This is a genomic window from Lysinibacillus mangiferihumi, from assembly GCF_003049665.1.
Lineage (GTDB): Bacteria > Bacillota > Bacilli > Bacillales_A > Planococcaceae > Lysinibacillus > Lysinibacillus mangiferihumi.
This window is the reverse complement of the sequence record NZ_PYWM01000027.1, coordinates 1-15,449: the sequence shown is the minus strand read 5'-3', so window position 1 is coordinate 15,449 and position 15,449 is coordinate 1. Positions and strand designations below refer to the sequence as shown.

Sequence of the window (15,449 nt, the reverse complement as noted above, 5' to 3'; positions counted from 1 at the left end):
AAAAAAGAATATTTTTACATAGTAATTATTTCATTGTTTGTACAGAAGTAGTAAAATAAGAGCATGGACTAAATAGTAATTTTGGAAGTTGTATTGATTATTTTTTACTATTATGTTAATTTGAGGAGAAATAAGGGCAAATCTACTGAAAGGTAGAGACGCAAAGCTACAGGTCTAAGGCAGATAACGCTATGATGGCTGGGTTGCAAAAGATTAGTAGTTATTGGGATTTATTATTTTTTATCTTTAATAACCTATTTCTTTTGAAATAGGTTATTTTTTTTTTGACCTATAAAATATAAAGAGGAGGAACTATCTATGCAATTTTTAAAAAATGTTTCATTGAAATACAAATTATTACTTACAGTTTCTATTATTGTTTTAATGTTGATTTCTATCATCACAACGCAAAGTATTAGTGAGCTAAACAAAAGAATGAATGTAGATTTGGAACAAGAGTTAAAAAGTGTTGGTATATTGACAGCTATGAATCTTGATAGTGATCAGATTAAACATTTATTAACTGAAAAAGGGGAAAGTAATCCGGATTTTAAAAATCTCCAAAAACAGCTAGACATGATCCAAGAAGAGCAAGGGATAATGAGCTGGAGTTATATTTGGGATATGAAAGATAAAGGTGTTAATCCGATAGGGTATACGTCCAACTTGAATGAGGTATATGAAGCTGGTGAGATTTTCGAAGAGTTAGCAGATGAACATGTAGCAACAGCTAAGCGTGCAATTGACAATAATCAGTCTGAAGTGACGAACGTATTCGAAGATCAATATGGTGCTTGGAGAACAGTATTTACTCCTATTAAAGATGATAATGGCAAAATAATTGCTTTGTTAGGTATTGATTATTCAGCAGATTACATAAATACGATCATCAAAACAAGCATGATAAAACAAATTGCAATCGCAGTTGTTGGTTTGATTATTTTACTAATTTTACTTTACATAATTATCGATCGACTATTAAAACCTCTTAAGAAAGTAGTCGATGTTGCAAATCAAGTGGCAAATGGTGAATTGCAACAAGTTCAATTAGAAATTACAAAAGATGAAATAGGGAATTTATCGCAATCTATTCAAACGATGGTTACCAATTTGCAACATATTATTTTAAATATTAGAAATACATCTAATCATGTTTCTTCTGCTGCAAGTCAGTTAACTGTCAATGCAGGAGAGTCGTTTAACAGTTCTACCGATATTGCAAAGGATATGAAACGTATAAATGAGAATGCGGAAGCAGCTATGGTGATGACAGAAGAAACTGCTGCAGCTATGGAGGAAACAGCAACAGGTATTCAACAAATAGCTGACTCAGCAAATACAGCTGCCGAATCATCTATAGCAGCGTCTCTTGCATCTGAACGTGGAGATAAAGTCGTGCAACAAGTTATATCCCAAATGGAGCTAATTAATGGTTCAGTAGAACAAATTGGCAAAACCATTAATGGCTTACATGTTAATACGAATAAAATTAGCGATATTGTGAGTCTTATTACAGCAATTGCGGATCAAACTAACCTACTTGCCTTAAATGCGGCTATTGAAGCAGCAAGAGCGGGAGAACATGGTAAAGGTTTTGCAGTGGTAGCAGATGAAGTGAGAAGGTTGGCAGAACAATCCTCCCAATCAGCAACAGAAATTTACAATCTTATTAGTACGATTCAATCCGATTCAAATGCTTCCATTGTCGTGATGGAAAAAGGAAAAGCAGATGTAAAAGCAGGTATGGAATATACAGATGAAGTAGGGGAAATCTTTAAAGAAATTCTTACATCATCGGAAGAAGTCGCTAGTCAAATTCGTGAAATTTCAGCAGCCTCTCAGCAAATTTCAGCTTCGTCAGAGGAAGTTGCAGCGTCTGTCAATAACATTAAACAATCATCGGAGCTTTCATCAGAGTTTTCATCTAATGTCTCAAAAGCGACACAGGAACAATTAACGACGATGCAAGAAGTGAAAGAGGCTTCTTCTTCTTTAGGAATAACAGCACAAGAATTACAAGCACTTGTAGCAAAATTCAAATTGGAGAACGATGAAAATGGAAAATAATTTAGCACAAAAAAATGTTCTGATTACTGGTTCTAGTAAGGGCATCGGAAAAGCAATTGCACTTGCATTCGCAAAACAAGGTGCCAATGTATTCATTAACTATATTGGTGACGATCATGAAGCGGAAGAAGTGCGAGCACAGGCTGAAAAGCTAGGTGTACGAGCTTATAAATACCGTGCTGATGTATCAGACTCTCATCAAGTACAGGACATGTTCCGATACATGGACAGGCATCTAGGGCAGATTGATATTCTCGTCAATAATGCAGGATTTGCACAAGCTTCTAGCGTGCTAGATTTAACAGACGAACAATGGGACAGGATGATTAAAGTACATCTTTATGGATGTTTTTATAATTGCCGAGAAGCAGCGAAACGAATGAAGGAAAGAAACAAAGGCAAGATTATTAATATTTCTTCAGATATTGGTAGTCTAGGTTGTGAAGAGTTTACGCATTACTCAGCTGCAAAAGGTGGCATTAATGCATTTACAAAAGCTTTGGCAAGAGAATTAGCGCCCAACATATTAGTAAACGCTGTAGCTCCTAGTGGGACACTCACAGATATCCTACAAGAATTTGGAGAGAACTATATTGAAGAGGAATCCGCAAAGTATCCATTAAAACGCTTGGCACAGCCTGAGGAAATCGCAAAAAGTGTACTTTTTTTAGCCTCTGACAATGCTGATTTCTATACAGGTCAAATTTTAACGCCTAATGGTGGAGTAGTAATGAATGGATAATGTAAGAACTAAGGAGCAATAAAAATGTTGAATATTTTAATCTTTAGCTTGTACTTAATTTTTATTTATTATATTGGTTATAAGGGGTATAAGCGCGTTCATACGGCAGAAGATTTAATCGTAGCCGGTTGGAGCATGCCTCTCTCAGTTGTGACGGGAAGTTTAATTGCGGCTTTATTAGCCGCTCCGTTCTTTTTTGCCGCTGTCGGTTCTGGTTATACGAGTGGCGGCTTTGAGGGATCAGCGACTATGGGTGGTTTAGGGACCTGTATGATTCTTGGTGCGCTTATATGGACAAAACCGCTTAGAAGATTAAAAGGATGGACATTAGCAGACTACTATGGTTTAAGATATGGTAGTAAAAAGTTAGGAGCTTACACAGGGATTGTAATGGCTATCGCCTTTGGAATCTTTAATGCAGCAGCTTTAACGGTTGGTGGAACGTATATTATCCAGCAATTGCTACAAATAGATTTTGTTCCAGCAGCATTATTATTTGTATCGTTAACAGCACTGTATTCTGTAATTGGCGGTTTATGGGCTGTAGCCTACACAGAAATCGTACAAGGTGCGCTAGCAGTAGCTGGTATTTTAGGTATTACCATTTTTGTGTTTATTTATTATCCTGATGTGACGTTTAATCCGGAGTGGTGGAATATAAGTGAATTGTTTAATAAGGCAGGAGCTGAATTTTGGACGTTATATCTTGTATTAGCACTTGGTGACATCCCTGCTGTTGACTTAGGTCAAAGGGTGGCGGCCGCGAAAAGTCCAAAAGTAGCACAACGCAGTATGATTATAGCTGGTATCGTTATTATAGCGATTAGTTGGATTCCTGGCATGTTAGGTGAAGCTTTTAAAACAATTTATCCTAATAGCACAAATCCAGAAACGTTAATGCTAGCCTTTGCACAAGGATACTTTCCTCCTCTTTTAGCTGCAATCTTTTTAACAGCAATGGCAGCGATGGGAATGTCGACTGTTGCCGCATGTTATGTTGCAACTTCTGGTATTATCACAAAGAATATTTATTTAGACTTTATTAATCGTAATCCTAATCCTAAAAATTTATTGAGATTTTCAAGACTTGTGATTTTAAGCAGTGCAGTATTAGGCTTAATCTTGGCTGTTAGCTTTCAAAAAGTAATTGATTTAGCTTACTTAGCTTGGGACGTAATATTCGTGACGATTTTTTGGCCAATTGTCTTAGGTCCATTTTGGAAGCGGGTCAGTACGCCAGCTGTCTGGGCAAGTATATCGGTCGGGCTTATCTATTATATAATCACAACACTAACTTTTGTACCTAGTTTATCCATACAGTCTGAAGGCTTTATAGGTTTAATAAACGAATTATGGCAGGCACCTGTTTTCTCTGGAGTAGTCATTTCAGGTATAACGATTGTGATTGTCAGTTTGCTTGTGCCACCTTCACAACATGTGCTTGATATGCATAAAATTGAAAAAGATAAAACATTAGATAATGTAGGTAGTAAGGACGAGCTAGTGAAACAACAATAAGCTCTGTTTTAGCTTAAAAAGACTTGTTCAACAACACGAAACACTTGAGTATGACAGTGTTTCGTGTTTTTTTATTATCCAAAAATGAAGCATGAAAAGAGAGATAGCTGAATAAGATTTCTACTATAGAGATGTATTTTCCCTATCTATTATTTTGTTGAAAGTGGGATAATAATGAAAACAATCTTTCTAGTATTGTTAGGTACGATATATTTGTTTTTAGCAATGGCAATAAATGCTGAACTAATAAAAAAATTGTACTTTTTAATTGGCATAACCTTAGTCATCATTGGCGTAATGCGTTATATTAAATGGAAATATCATACTTTTAGAATGATGGCAGAACTTAAAAGTGCAAGTGAAGAAGAGTTAAAGAATATCCCTCATACCCATGCCACCATCGCAAATGATGCTTTACATGCATTATTACTGAATGAGCAAACCAAAACACTTATACTGGCAGTTAGAGAAGATTGGGAAGCTGCAGTAGCAAAGAAAGAAGTCTGTTTTAATGAAATTTATGAGGTAGCGATTGTAGAGGACGGTCATATTGTGGCAAGAACTAGTAATGGTTTGTTTAGTGACTCTTTACTAGCGGGGGAAAACCGTGTTTTAGTAGAAGAAGCGGAGATTGAGGAAGAAGCATGTGAGGAACAGGGAGTGTCGCAATTAGCTTTAAAAATAGTGGTAGACAATCTAAGCGATCCAATTATAGAGTATATCTTTTTAGAACAAGAGGATGGCATGTCAATAGAAGATGATACGTATATCGAAGCAATGGCGTTGTGTGAACAATGGTATCAAAAGGTCAGTATTATTATTAAGCACTATGAATTAGAGCGAGTACCTATCCGACATTGGCAATAACCTATACTAGATGTAATCTAGCCTAATAAAAAAGCTATCACGAAGACATTCGGATAGCTTTTTCCTTATTAAAGTGTGAATTTTTGTAGTTGTGTGTTTAGCTCTTCAGCCATTTCAGCTAATTGATTGGCACTCTTTGAAATTTCATCCATTGTTGCAGCCGTTTCTTCAACAGTAGCCGTTGTTTGCTCAACACCAGCAGCGGATTCTTGTGAAATAGAAGCCATTTCATCAATCGAACCATTAATCGCTTCGGAATGTTGGGAAATTTTTGTTAAGTTATTTGAAATCACATTAATATTGTTATTCATATCCTCTATCGCTTGAGAAATTTGATCGAATGTATGATTCGTTTGATTTAATTGTGCTGTTCCTTTTTTTACTTCTTCATAACCAGATTGAAGGGAATTTGTTACATTACCTGTTTCGCTTTGAATGCGATGAACGATTGTTGAAATATCTGTCACAGAGAATTGTACTTGTTCTGCCAGCTTACGCACTTCATCGGCAACTACTGCAAAGCCTTTGCCATGCTCTCCTGCACGTGCCGCTTCAATGGCAGCATTTAAAGCAAGCAAATTCGTTTGGTTAGAAATTTCATCAATTACAGAAACCAACTTTGAGATTTCAGCAGACTGTTCGTTTAAACCTTCTACCTTTTTTACGGAATCTAATACAATGTCATTAATAGTTGCCATTTGTTGTGTAGATTGTACCATTAATGTTTTCCCTGTGTTTGTTAAATCATGTACTTGCCCCGAATGCTCTTTCAACTCAATGCCTTCTTGCGTTGTTTCATAAATATGGCGTTGGAACGTTGTCATAGTTTCAGCTAAATCGCTAGCTGTAGAGGCTTGTGTTTCTGTGCCAGTTGCAAGCTCTTGCATGGTATAGGAAATTTGTTCCGTACCTGTCTGAACTTCATTAGAAGATTGCGCTAATTCCTCACTGCTTGCAGCTACCGTTTCTGATACATTATGAATAGAACTGATCGTATCTTGTAATTTTTCATTCAGGTCATTGGCAGAAAGCATTAAGTGACCAATTTCATCTTGACGGGTTACGGAGAACTTTTCATTGCGTAAATTCCCATCAGCTAATTCCCTCATACGATTGGAAACTATAGAAATAGGCTTAGAGATTCTACTTGCTGTAAAAATAGCGATAAGAATTCCTAAAATTGATAATATGATACTTGCAATGACCCCAATTGATTTATTGCTTGAACTTGTTGATACGACATCATTGCCGACCTTTGTAATGGCTTCTGCGCGTTTATCAGCTACTTCTTCATAGCCAGCACGCACTTCAGTAACAAGATGATTGATAGCTGTTAAATTTTCTAACGCTAATTGTTTATCACCTTGCTTATATACTTCAAATACTTCACTATTTACTCGGTTGCTCCATTCACGAGCCATCTCTACCAGTTTTTCTCGTTCTGGCGTATTTTCATACTTTTCAACGATAAGGTTATTATCTTCAGCAATTTTACGGTATTCATTAAACGTCTCTATGTATTTTTCTTCACCGGATACAACATAACTTAAGGCGGCAGATAATCGGACGCTCGTAGACATTGCTAGATTTTTACTTGCGGTTAACACCATTAAATCTTCTTCAACGAGGACTTTAGCCTGTTTCTCCATGTTTGTATTAGAAAAATAAGTATACGTAGTAAAACAAGCAAATAATACTAATAACATAATAAATGTACTTAATAAACGTGCTTTAATTGTTTTAAATTGAAATAAACGATTCATTTTTTCCATCCTTTTAGTTTTTCTTTAAAACTTATCCTACTCTATTTATTTTATTACTATTTCAAAAGAAAAGTAGAATTTTTTTGTTAAAAATACTAAAAAAGGTTTTTTGGCATAATTTAATTCATATTTTTCAAATATTTTTGTCTGTTTGCTAAAATCGTGTGTCTATTTACCTATTGTCATGGTGTTTTTAGAAAAAATAAATTTGACAATACTATACAATTTTTTAGAAGTTCTATAGTGGATATCAAAAAACTGCAAGAGGCTGGGACAAAATTAAAAAATTTAAGGAACAGAGGAAAGGTGTTCATAAATTTTGGCTATATGGAGAACTTAGCACACTTAGCTATTCTTGCTTTTGCAATAAATAAAAATTTAGAAGGGTTCACTAGTTGTCGGTAGCGGAGGAGGTGACTCCTGCTCAGAACGCACACAGCGTAAGACGCGAGCATTCCGCGCGTTAGCGAGGGTTGCGGCTTACTGTGCTGAGCGGAAAGCACCGTCGTAGCGGACAACAACGGCATAGCAAAAAAGTGTTAGATTGATTAGGTTCAATCTAACACTTTTTCTCTTTTGTCCCAGCCTCTTGCCTTGTCTTTAGAGGTATCCATCTGATTTCGTTGTGAATGGAGCAGTTGCCTAGTTCTTTACTGCTTATCTTTTTTTGCTTGACGCTCCCATTGCAATAAAGATGGATATGGATCAAATGCCCATTCTGTTCGACCATTAAATTTGTATATGCCGTAATGAAGATGTGGTGGGAATTTTCCAGATGTGCCTTCTTTTCCATAACCCGAGCTGCCTACATAACCGAGTACTTGCCCTGGTTCTACAACATCTCCAACCTTTATGTCCTTATGATAGCTCCCAAGATGGGCATAATAGTGATAAGAATTATGGTTATCGCGAATGCCAATTCGCCAACCTCCGAATTGATTCCAGCCTTTGACTTCGACTACACCATAGGAAGTGGACAGTACAGGTGTCCCGTAGCCAGCAAAAATATCAGTTCCCTCGTGGATTCGTCTGCCTCCCCAACCTCTATTATCACCCCAAGTACCTCTATAGCTGTAATCGGAGCGTGTTGGAATCGGGAATGTATGGGCATCCAGCTCAGTCGTTTTAAAATGTCTATACAAAGTGGAAATCGTGACGATTTGATTAACGGCTTCTTCACTTCTGTAGTATTCCCATAAAGCAAGTTTAAAGTCTTCATCTGTAGAACCAAATTGACTTATATAACTGGCCATGGAGAAGATCACATCTACATCATCTGAAGGGCTTGCAATACCATCACCGTTGCCATCCAGTCCCATTCCACCAAAATAACTGATTGTTTCAGGTATCGTATCTTCCTTGACAGGATTTAATGCACCTGACCAATATTCATTAGAAAATTGAATGGCAATGAAGCCATCTCGTTTCGGGATATCTTTACGAACGGATTGAAGATTGCGCTCATATTGATCGATAGCCGCTAAAAAGTGCCATGGAATTAGTAATTCATCGAATTGTACGTAATAGGACATACGTTGCTGTAAAATTTCTTCATTACTCGGTCCTTCATTTGCCAGTGTAACCGTTGGGGGAAAATAACTCCACAGCAGCATACATGTCAGAAGGAAAATTAAATAACGATTCAAAATTGGACCTCCTTTCTACAGATTAGAATAACCGAAATTTTATATTTCATAAGTCCACTTTAAATGCAGTAAATCCCTTTTATGTAGCGAGAAAAAAACTTGAACAATAAGAAGAAACTAATTCAATGAAAAAGTAATGGGTATCATAATGTATCTAACTTCATACTATGTTATAAATCAAGCCCTGAAAGAATGGAGGGAAGGCTATCAACATTTTAGATAAAGTGAAGAGCTATCGCGAAGAAGAAAACCGACTGAAGTGGGAAGGTACATTTGCAGATTATTTACGCATCATAAAGGAAAGACCTGAAGTTGCTCAAACAGCCCATTCTCGCGTCTACAATATGATTAAAAGCGCAGGTGTAGAGGAACGCGATGGGCAAAAGATGTATCAATTTTTCGGAAAAGAAATTTTTGGGCTTGAATCAGCAATTGAAAGACTGGTGGAGGAATATTTCCATCCTGCAGCAAGAAGATTAGATGTTAGAAAACGGATTTTATTACTGATGGGGCCTGTAAGTGGAGGAAAGTCAACGATCGTAACATTGTTAAAGCGAGGACTTGAACAATTCTCGCGCACGGAAGAAGGAGCGGTTTATGCAATTAAGGGATGTCCAATGCATGAGGACCCGCTGCATTTAATTCCACATCATTTACGTAATGACTTTTTTGAAGAGTATGGAATACGAATTGAGGGCAGCTTATCGCCTTTAAATACGATGCGTCTTGAAAAAGAATACGAGGGACGTATTGAAAATGTCATTATTGAGCGTATCACTTTTTCTGAAGACAAACGTGTGGGCATAGGAACCTTCACACCTTCTGACCCAAAATCTCAAGATATTGCAGATTTAACGGGGAGCATTGATTTCTCGACTATTGGCGTTTTTGGCTCAGAGTCGGACCCTCGTGCTTATCGCTTTGATGGAGAGTTAAATAAGGCGAACCGAGGAATGATGGAATTCCAAGAAATGTTAAAATTAGACGAAAAGTTTTTGTGGAATTTATTGTCACTGACGCAGGAAGGGAATTTTAAGGCAGGAAGATTCGCTTTAATAAGTGCCGATGAATTAATTGTTGCTCATACAAATGAAACGGAATATCGTTCCTTTATTTCGAATAAAAAGAACGAAGCTCTACACTCGCGTATTATTGTTATGCCAATTCCATATAACCTAAAAGTGAGCGAGGAAGAACATATTTATGAAAAAATGATTAATGAAAGTGATATGGCTCATGTTCATATTGCGCCACATGCATTGAAGGCCGCAGCAATCTTTTCGGTTCTAACAAGGCTAGAAGTTCCGAAAAAACAAGGTGTGGATCTTATTAAAAAAATGCGCTTGTACGACGGAGAAAATGTGGAGGGATTTAATTCCGTTGACTTAGAGGAACTGAAAAAAGAGTTTCCTAACGAAGGCATGAACGGTATTGATCCACGGTATATTATTAACCGTATTTCATCAGCAATCATTCGCAAAGAAATCCCATCTATTAATGCATTGGATGTGTTGCGAGCACTGAAAGATGGTCTTGATCAGCATGCTTCTATATCTCAAGAAGATCGAGAAAAATATATGAACTATATTGCTGTTGCAAGAAGAGAGTACGATGAAATTGCGAAAAATGAAGTGCAAAAAGCGTTTGTCTACTCGTACGAGGAATCTGCCAAAACATTAATGAATAATTATCTCGATAATGTAGAGGCGTTTTGTAATAAAAATAAAATATTTGATCGCTTAACTGGCGAAGAAATGAATCCAGATGAAAAGCTAATGCGTTCCATTGAAGAGCAAATTGGCATTTCTGAAAATGCGAAAAAAGCATTCCGTGAGGAAATATTAATTCGCATTTCAGCTTACGCAAGAAATGGCAAGCGCTTCGACTATAATTCTCATGAGAGATTACGAGAAGCGATCCAAAAGAAACTGTTTGCTGATTTGAAAGACATCGTGAAAATTACAACGTCTTCCAAAATGCCTGATGAGTCACAACTGAAGAAAATTAATGAAGTTGTAGCAAGGCTTGTTGATGAGCATGGCTATAACACAACATCGGCGAATGAATTATTACAATATGTAGGTAGTTTGTTAAACCGTTAACCAATGCCAGTGACAATTATGCAGGGGCGTAATGAATCGTCGGAATAGGAGTGTCCCATTTTTTAGGGCACTCCTTTTATTTCTCTAAAAAAGTTCAAGAAAGCTGACTGCTAGCATAGGATAGAAAAAGCGAATTTGATAGATGGGTGAGGATAAAAATGACTGAAAACGAAAATAAGCGATTTGTCATCTCTCAGGAAAATTGGTCCCTCCATCGTAAAGGGCACCAAGACCAACAACGTCATATGGAAAAGGTTAAAGATGCGATTAAAAACAATTTACCCGATTTAGTAAGTGAAGAAAGTATTGTTATGTCAAATGGCCGAGAGGTTATCAAAATACCTATACGCTCCCTCGATGAATATAAAATTCGATATAACTATGATAATTCAAAGCATGTCGGTCAAGGACAAGGTGATAGTAGTGTGGGGGATGTTGTTGCACGTGACGGTAGCAAGAGCAATCAAGGCAATGGCAATGGCAAAGAAGCTGGTGACAAGCCTGGTCAAGATTATTATGAAGCAGAAGTCAGCATGGAAGAAGTTCAAAATGTGTTGTTTAAAGAGCTAGAACTCCCTAATTTACAGCAAAAAGAAAAAGCAGATATTAAAACCGAAAAAATCGAATTCAATGATATAAGGAAAAAAGGGCTTATGGGCAATGTTGATAAGAAGCGTACCATTTTAAATGCGATCAAACGCAATGCCATGGAAGGGAATGCTCAAATTACGCCCATTCATAACGATGATTTACGCTTTAAAACATGGGATGAAGTGGAGAGGCCTGAATCGAAGGCAGTCGTGCTTGCAATGATGGATACAAGTGGTTCCATGGGCACTTTTGAAAAATATTGTGCAAGAAGCTTTTTCTTTTGGATGACGAGATTTTTACGTTCGAAATATGAGACAGTGGAAATTGAATTTATTGCACATCATACCGAGGCAAAAGTGGTGACAGAAGAAGAGTTTTTCACAAAGGGAGAAAGTGGCGGAACGATTTGTTCATCAGCGTATATAAAAGCGTTAGAGTTAATACGCGATAAATATAACCCAAGCCGTTACAATATTTACCCAGTTCATTTTTCGGATGGCGAGAACATTTCGATGGACAATGAGAAATGTTTAAAACTAGTGAGTGAATTGATGGAAGTATCGAGTATGTTTGGCTATGGAGAAGTAAATCAGCATAATCGTTTCTCGACGTTAATGTATACGTATAAAAAAATTGATGATCCAAAATTTAGATATCATATTTTAAAGAAAAAAGGCGATGTCTACGATGCCTTAAAAAGCTTTTTCCAAAAAACTGAATTGCAAAATGAAAATTAAATTGGAAGGTGCTAAGCATTCATTTCCGAAAGGAGGAGGCTGAAAAATGGAGAAGGAGCTTCACCGTGCGATTGATGAAATAACAGAGATTGCAACAGGATTTGGTTTAGATTTTTTCCCGATGCGTTATGAAATATGTCCTGCAGATATTATTTATACATTTGGCGCATATGGTATGCCTACTCGTTTTTCCCACTGGAGCTTTGGCAAGCAATTTCATAAGATGAAGCTGCAATATGATTTGGGATTAAGTCAAATTTATGAGCTCGTTATTAACTCCAATCCGTGCTATGCATTTTTACTTGATACGAATTCACTTACACAAAATAAGCTAATTATTGCGCATGTATTAGCACACTGTGACTTCTTTAAAAACAATGTGCGATTTTCAAATACAAGACGCGATATGGTTGAGAGTATGACAGCAACAGCAGAACGTATTGCCAGTTATGAAAGAGAATATGGCAAAGAAGAGGTGGAACAGTTTTTAGATGCAATTTTAGCCATTCAAGAACATATCGACCCTTCCTTATTAAGGCCAAAGCTGTCATCCGAAGATGAGGAACAAGATGAAGAAGACGTGATTACTTCCAAATCACCGTACGATGATCTTTGGAATTTAGATACGAAAGAAAAAGAGCAGAGACCCGTACGTAGAAAAATTAAACAGTTTCCATTAAAACCGGAAAAAGATTTATTACTGTTTATTGAGGAGCATAGTCGGGAGCTTGAGGACTGGCAGCGTGATATTTTAACGATGATGCGTGAGGAAATGCTATATTTTTGGCCGCAATTAGAAACCAAAATAATGAACGAAGGATGGGCTTCTTATTGGCATCAACGCATTATGCGTGAACTTAATTTAACAACAGTGGAGACAATTGAATATGCCAAATTAAACGCAGGTGTTGTGCAACCATCAAAAACATCGATTAATCCTTATTATTTAGGTTTGAAAATATTTGAGGATATTGAAAAACGCTATAATAACCCAAGTGAAGAGATGCGCAGATTAGGCGTTCTACCGAACACGGGGCGTGAAAAGATGTTTGAGGTGCGAGAAATTGAATCGGATATTTCCTTTATTCGCAACTATTTAACAAAGGATTTAGCAAAGCAAGAGGATTTGTATCTGTTTCAAAAAAAGGGCAATGAATATCGTATAACAGATAAAGATCATGAAATGGTGCGGGATCAGCTTGTATCGATGCGCGTCAATGGAGGATTCCCATATATCGTTGTGAAAAATGGCGATTACCTACGAAATGGTGAATTATATTTGGTTCATGGTTATGAAGGAATGGAACTAGATCCACATTATTTAGAAAATGTCTTGCCGTATATTTATCAATTGTGGGGGCGTCCTGTGCATTTAGAGACGTATGTTGATGGAAAGCCCATGCTTTATTCGTATGATGGTACAAAAAATTATAAGCGTTCTGTTTAAAGCAAAGCTTCTATCAGGTAGGATGAAAGTACCTACAGATAGAAGTTTTACTTTTTTAGGCAATGAATTTGAATTTTTATTCATTGTGGTCGCTGTTAGATGGTTCTTCTTCAGGTACTGTATCTAGTAGCCCTTCTTCAACATCTTGAGACTGATTAGCGTGCGAATGGATATCACTATCGATAACTAAACTATCCCGTACCTTGATACCTTGTTGTCCACCAGCCTCATCGTTATCATCTCCGGCAATTCCACTTCTGCCATTACCATCCGCAAATTGAGAATTAAGATTTCTTGTTTGACTGTGATTTAGCGCGTTTTGCCCACCTTGGTTGGCATTTGTTCCAACATCTTTATTAATTTGACCGCCACCTTCAGCCCTTTGTTCAAAGTGGTTTTCGGTATTGCCAATATTAAATGTAATATTTATTGTGATGTTATTTTTCGCTTGTTTATTAGAACTTTCTCTTTCAGGTTCCTCCGAGTGATTCGAATGTTTTGGAGAATTATAAAAACCTGTCATAGTTTCCACTCCTTTCTTTTAAGTATTATTATTAAAGTATTAAATTAGTAAAAGTTTACTTGTACGTGTAGCCTTATATTGACAGAGAATATGAAGAAAATTATTTGTTACCATGTGTGAAAGTAGTAAAAAGTCATGAGACAAACATTACATGTAGGGTATCCAACATGAATTTCTGCGCGCTATTACGAAAATTTGTTAAAATGAATAAGATTATATGAATATCTATGGAACTGGAACGGTGAATAAACGTTGAAAACATTTAAAAAGGTTTATATAGAAATAACAAGTGTTTGTAATTTAGCTTGTAGTTTCTGCCCGCCAACTGAGCGTGCAAAGGGACTTATTAAAGTTGAACAATTTAATAAAATATTGGATGAAATACGCCCACATACGAAATATATTTACTTGCATGTAAAGGGTGAACCACTTTTACATCCACGTATTCATGAGCTTTTGGATGCGGCTCATGACAAGGGCTTTAAGGTCAATATTACAACGAATGGTACGCTGATTAAAAAAAATCGCGAAAAGCTATTAGGTAAGCCTGCATTACGCCAAATCAATTTTTCATTACACAGCTTTGATGGGCATGAGGGATCTGAAAATCGTGAAAAATATTTAGGGGATATTTTAGAATTTGTGCGTGAAGCAAGTAAATTTAATACGATTATTTCGTATCGTTTGTGGAATTTACAACAGGATCATGTTTCAGATTTGGCCGCAAGAAGAAACCGTGAGACGCTTGAAATTATAGAAAATGAATATAATCTTGATTTTCGAATCGAAGAAAAAGTACAGCCTGGTAAGGGTGTAAAAATTGCGAATAATATTTATTTAAATCAAGACCATGAATTTAGATGGCCAAGTCTACTTGCTCCAGAGGATGAAGGGAAAGGCTTTTGCCATGCGTTACGCAGCCAAGCAGCTATTCTTGTAGATGGCACTGTTGTACCTTGCTGTCTTGATGGAGAAGGTGTTATTAACTTAGGCAATGTTCATGAGCAATCCTTTAGTGAAATTGTAGAAGGTGAGCGTGCCAATAATATAGTAGAAGGCTTTTCAAGACGAGAAGCGGTCGAAGAGCTATGTAGAAAATGTGGCTATCGACAGAAGTTTGGGATGGAAGGAGAATAGGGGAGGGATTAGAGTACTGTGACCGTTGCTGTCCGCTACTGACGGTAGTTTTCCGTGGGCACGACGTAAGCCGCAACCCTCGCTAACGAGCGGAATGCCAGCGTCTTACGTTCTGTGCGTTCCCGCAGGAGTCTACGTCTAGCAGATGCAAACTTTGCGATTGTAGTGAAGGGTTGCTCGACCATAGCCGTGTACTTAAGCTAAATTAAATTATTTTTAATAAATACCTCTTCTAAGTTAGTATAAAAATGAAAACTTAGAGGAGGTTTTTTTATGTACAATCAACACAATTTGTATTTGAAAGAATGT

The 15,449-nt window shown here is 36.9% G+C and carries 11 protein-coding genes and 1 riboswitch; of the genes, 8 read left to right on the top strand and 3 right to left on the bottom strand.

What is annotated here, in order from left to right; translation table 11 throughout:
- Nucleotides 1-125: 125 nt before the first annotated feature.
- A riboswitch (cyclic di-GMP riboswitch) is annotated at nucleotides 126-211 on the top strand.
- 107 nt (nucleotides 212-318) lie between these two features.
- From C9J37_RS20810 to C9J37_RS20795, 4 genes are all read left to right on the top strand, one after another.
- Nucleotides 319-2,067 carry a methyl-accepting chemotaxis protein gene (locus C9J37_RS20810; protein ID WP_107896921.1) on the top strand — a complete coding sequence of 583 codons (1,749 nt, stop codon included), beginning with the start codon at nucleotides 319-321 and terminating at the stop codon, nucleotides 2,065-2,067.
- On the top strand, nucleotides 2,057-2,809 hold the full coding sequence (locus C9J37_RS20805; protein ID WP_107896920.1) for an SDR family NAD(P)-dependent oxidoreductase: 753 nt from the start codon (nucleotides 2,057-2,059) through the stop codon (nucleotides 2,807-2,809). The genes C9J37_RS20810 and C9J37_RS20805 overlap by 11 nt, the downstream gene beginning before the upstream one ends.
- A gap of 24 nt (nucleotides 2,810-2,833) precedes the next feature.
- On the top strand, nucleotides 2,834-4,327 hold the full coding sequence (locus C9J37_RS20800) for a sodium:solute symporter family protein (protein ID WP_107896919.1): 1,494 nt from the start codon (nucleotides 2,834-2,836) through the stop codon (nucleotides 4,325-4,327).
- Between the two features lie 174 nt (nucleotides 4,328-4,501).
- Nucleotides 4,502-5,194: a hypothetical protein gene (locus tag C9J37_RS20795; protein ID WP_107896918.1), complete on the top strand. Its 693-nt coding sequence runs from the start codon at nucleotides 4,502-4,504 to the stop codon at nucleotides 5,192-5,194.
- Between the two features lie 68 nt (nucleotides 5,195-5,262).
- Here C9J37_RS20795 and C9J37_RS20790 read toward each other — a convergent pair whose 3' ends face one another.
- Both C9J37_RS20790 and C9J37_RS20785 read right to left on the bottom strand, forming a co-directional pair.
- The gene (locus tag C9J37_RS20790) at nucleotides 5,263-6,957 is read right to left on the bottom strand and encodes a methyl-accepting chemotaxis protein (RefSeq protein ID WP_107896917.1); all 1,695 of its coding nucleotides are present in this window, start codon (nucleotides 6,955-6,957) and stop codon (nucleotides 5,263-5,265) included.
- A gap of 650 nt (nucleotides 6,958-7,607) precedes the next feature.
- Nucleotides 7,608-8,603 (bottom strand): M23 family metallopeptidase, encoded by a 996-nt coding sequence (locus tag C9J37_RS20785; protein WP_107896916.1) that lies wholly within the window; start codon nucleotides 8,601-8,603, stop codon nucleotides 7,608-7,610.
- 206 nt (nucleotides 8,604-8,809) lie between these two features.
- Between C9J37_RS20785 and C9J37_RS20780 the strand changes: the two genes are divergently transcribed.
- The 3 genes from C9J37_RS20780 to C9J37_RS20770 all read left to right on the top strand — a co-directional run bounded on the left by C9J37_RS20780 (nucleotide 8,810) and on the right by C9J37_RS20770 (nucleotide 13,480).
- Complete coding sequence (locus tag C9J37_RS20780; RefSeq protein ID WP_024364498.1) at nucleotides 8,810-10,705, top strand: ATP-dependent protease PrkA; 1,896 nt, start codon at nucleotides 8,810-8,812, stop codon at nucleotides 10,703-10,705.
- 158 nt (nucleotides 10,706-10,863) lie between these two features.
- The gene (gene yhbH, locus C9J37_RS20775; protein ID WP_025220635.1) at nucleotides 10,864-12,033 is read left to right on the top strand and encodes a sporulation protein YhbH; all 1,170 of its coding nucleotides are present in this window, start codon (nucleotides 10,864-10,866) and stop codon (nucleotides 12,031-12,033) included.
- A gap of 46 nt (nucleotides 12,034-12,079) precedes the next feature.
- Nucleotides 12,080-13,480 carry a SpoVR family protein gene (locus C9J37_RS20770; RefSeq protein WP_107896915.1) on the top strand — a complete coding sequence of 467 codons (1,401 nt, stop codon included), beginning with the start codon at nucleotides 12,080-12,082 and terminating at the stop codon, nucleotides 13,478-13,480.
- Between the two features lie 76 nt (nucleotides 13,481-13,556).
- Here the strand turns inward: C9J37_RS20770 and C9J37_RS20765 are convergent, their stop codons facing one another.
- Nucleotides 13,557-14,003, bottom strand: a complete 447-nt coding sequence (locus C9J37_RS20765; RefSeq protein ID WP_107896914.1) for a hypothetical protein — start codon at nucleotides 14,001-14,003, stop codon at nucleotides 13,557-13,559.
- A 252-nt stretch (nucleotides 14,004-14,255) separates the two neighbouring features.
- Between C9J37_RS20765 and C9J37_RS20760 the strand changes: the two genes are divergently transcribed.
- Entirely contained in the window at nucleotides 14,256-15,140 is an 885-nt protein-coding gene (locus C9J37_RS20760) for a radical SAM/SPASM domain-containing protein (protein ID WP_107896913.1), read from the top strand.
- Nucleotides 15,141-15,449 lie beyond the last annotated feature (309 nt).

Excerpts from the sequence above, each read along its gene's own strand:
- C9J37_RS20805 (WP_107896920.1), top strand. The coding sequence starts at position 2,057 with ATGGAAAATAATTTAGCACAAAAAAATGTTCTGATTACTGGTTCTAGT.
- C9J37_RS20810 (WP_107896921.1), top strand. The coding sequence starts at position 319 with ATGCAATTTTTAAAAAATGTTTCATTGAAATACAAATTATTACTTACA.
- C9J37_RS20790 (WP_107896917.1), bottom strand. The coding sequence starts at position 6,957 with ATGAATCGTTTATTTCAATTTAAAACAATTAAAGCACGTTTATTAAGT.
- C9J37_RS20795 (WP_107896918.1), top strand. The coding sequence starts at position 4,502 with ATGAAAACAATCTTTCTAGTATTGTTAGGTACGATATATTTGTTTTTA.
- C9J37_RS20800 (WP_107896919.1), top strand. The coding sequence starts at position 2,834 with ATGTTGAATATTTTAATCTTTAGCTTGTACTTAATTTTTATTTATTAT.
- yhbH (WP_025220635.1), top strand. The coding sequence starts at position 10,864 with ATGACTGAAAACGAAAATAAGCGATTTGTCATCTCTCAGGAAAATTGG.
- C9J37_RS20765 (WP_107896914.1), bottom strand. The coding sequence starts at position 14,003 with ATGACAGGTTTTTATAATTCTCCAAAACATTCGAATCACTCGGAGGAA.
- C9J37_RS20770 (WP_107896915.1), top strand. The coding sequence starts at position 12,080 with ATGGAGAAGGAGCTTCACCGTGCGATTGATGAAATAACAGAGATTGCA.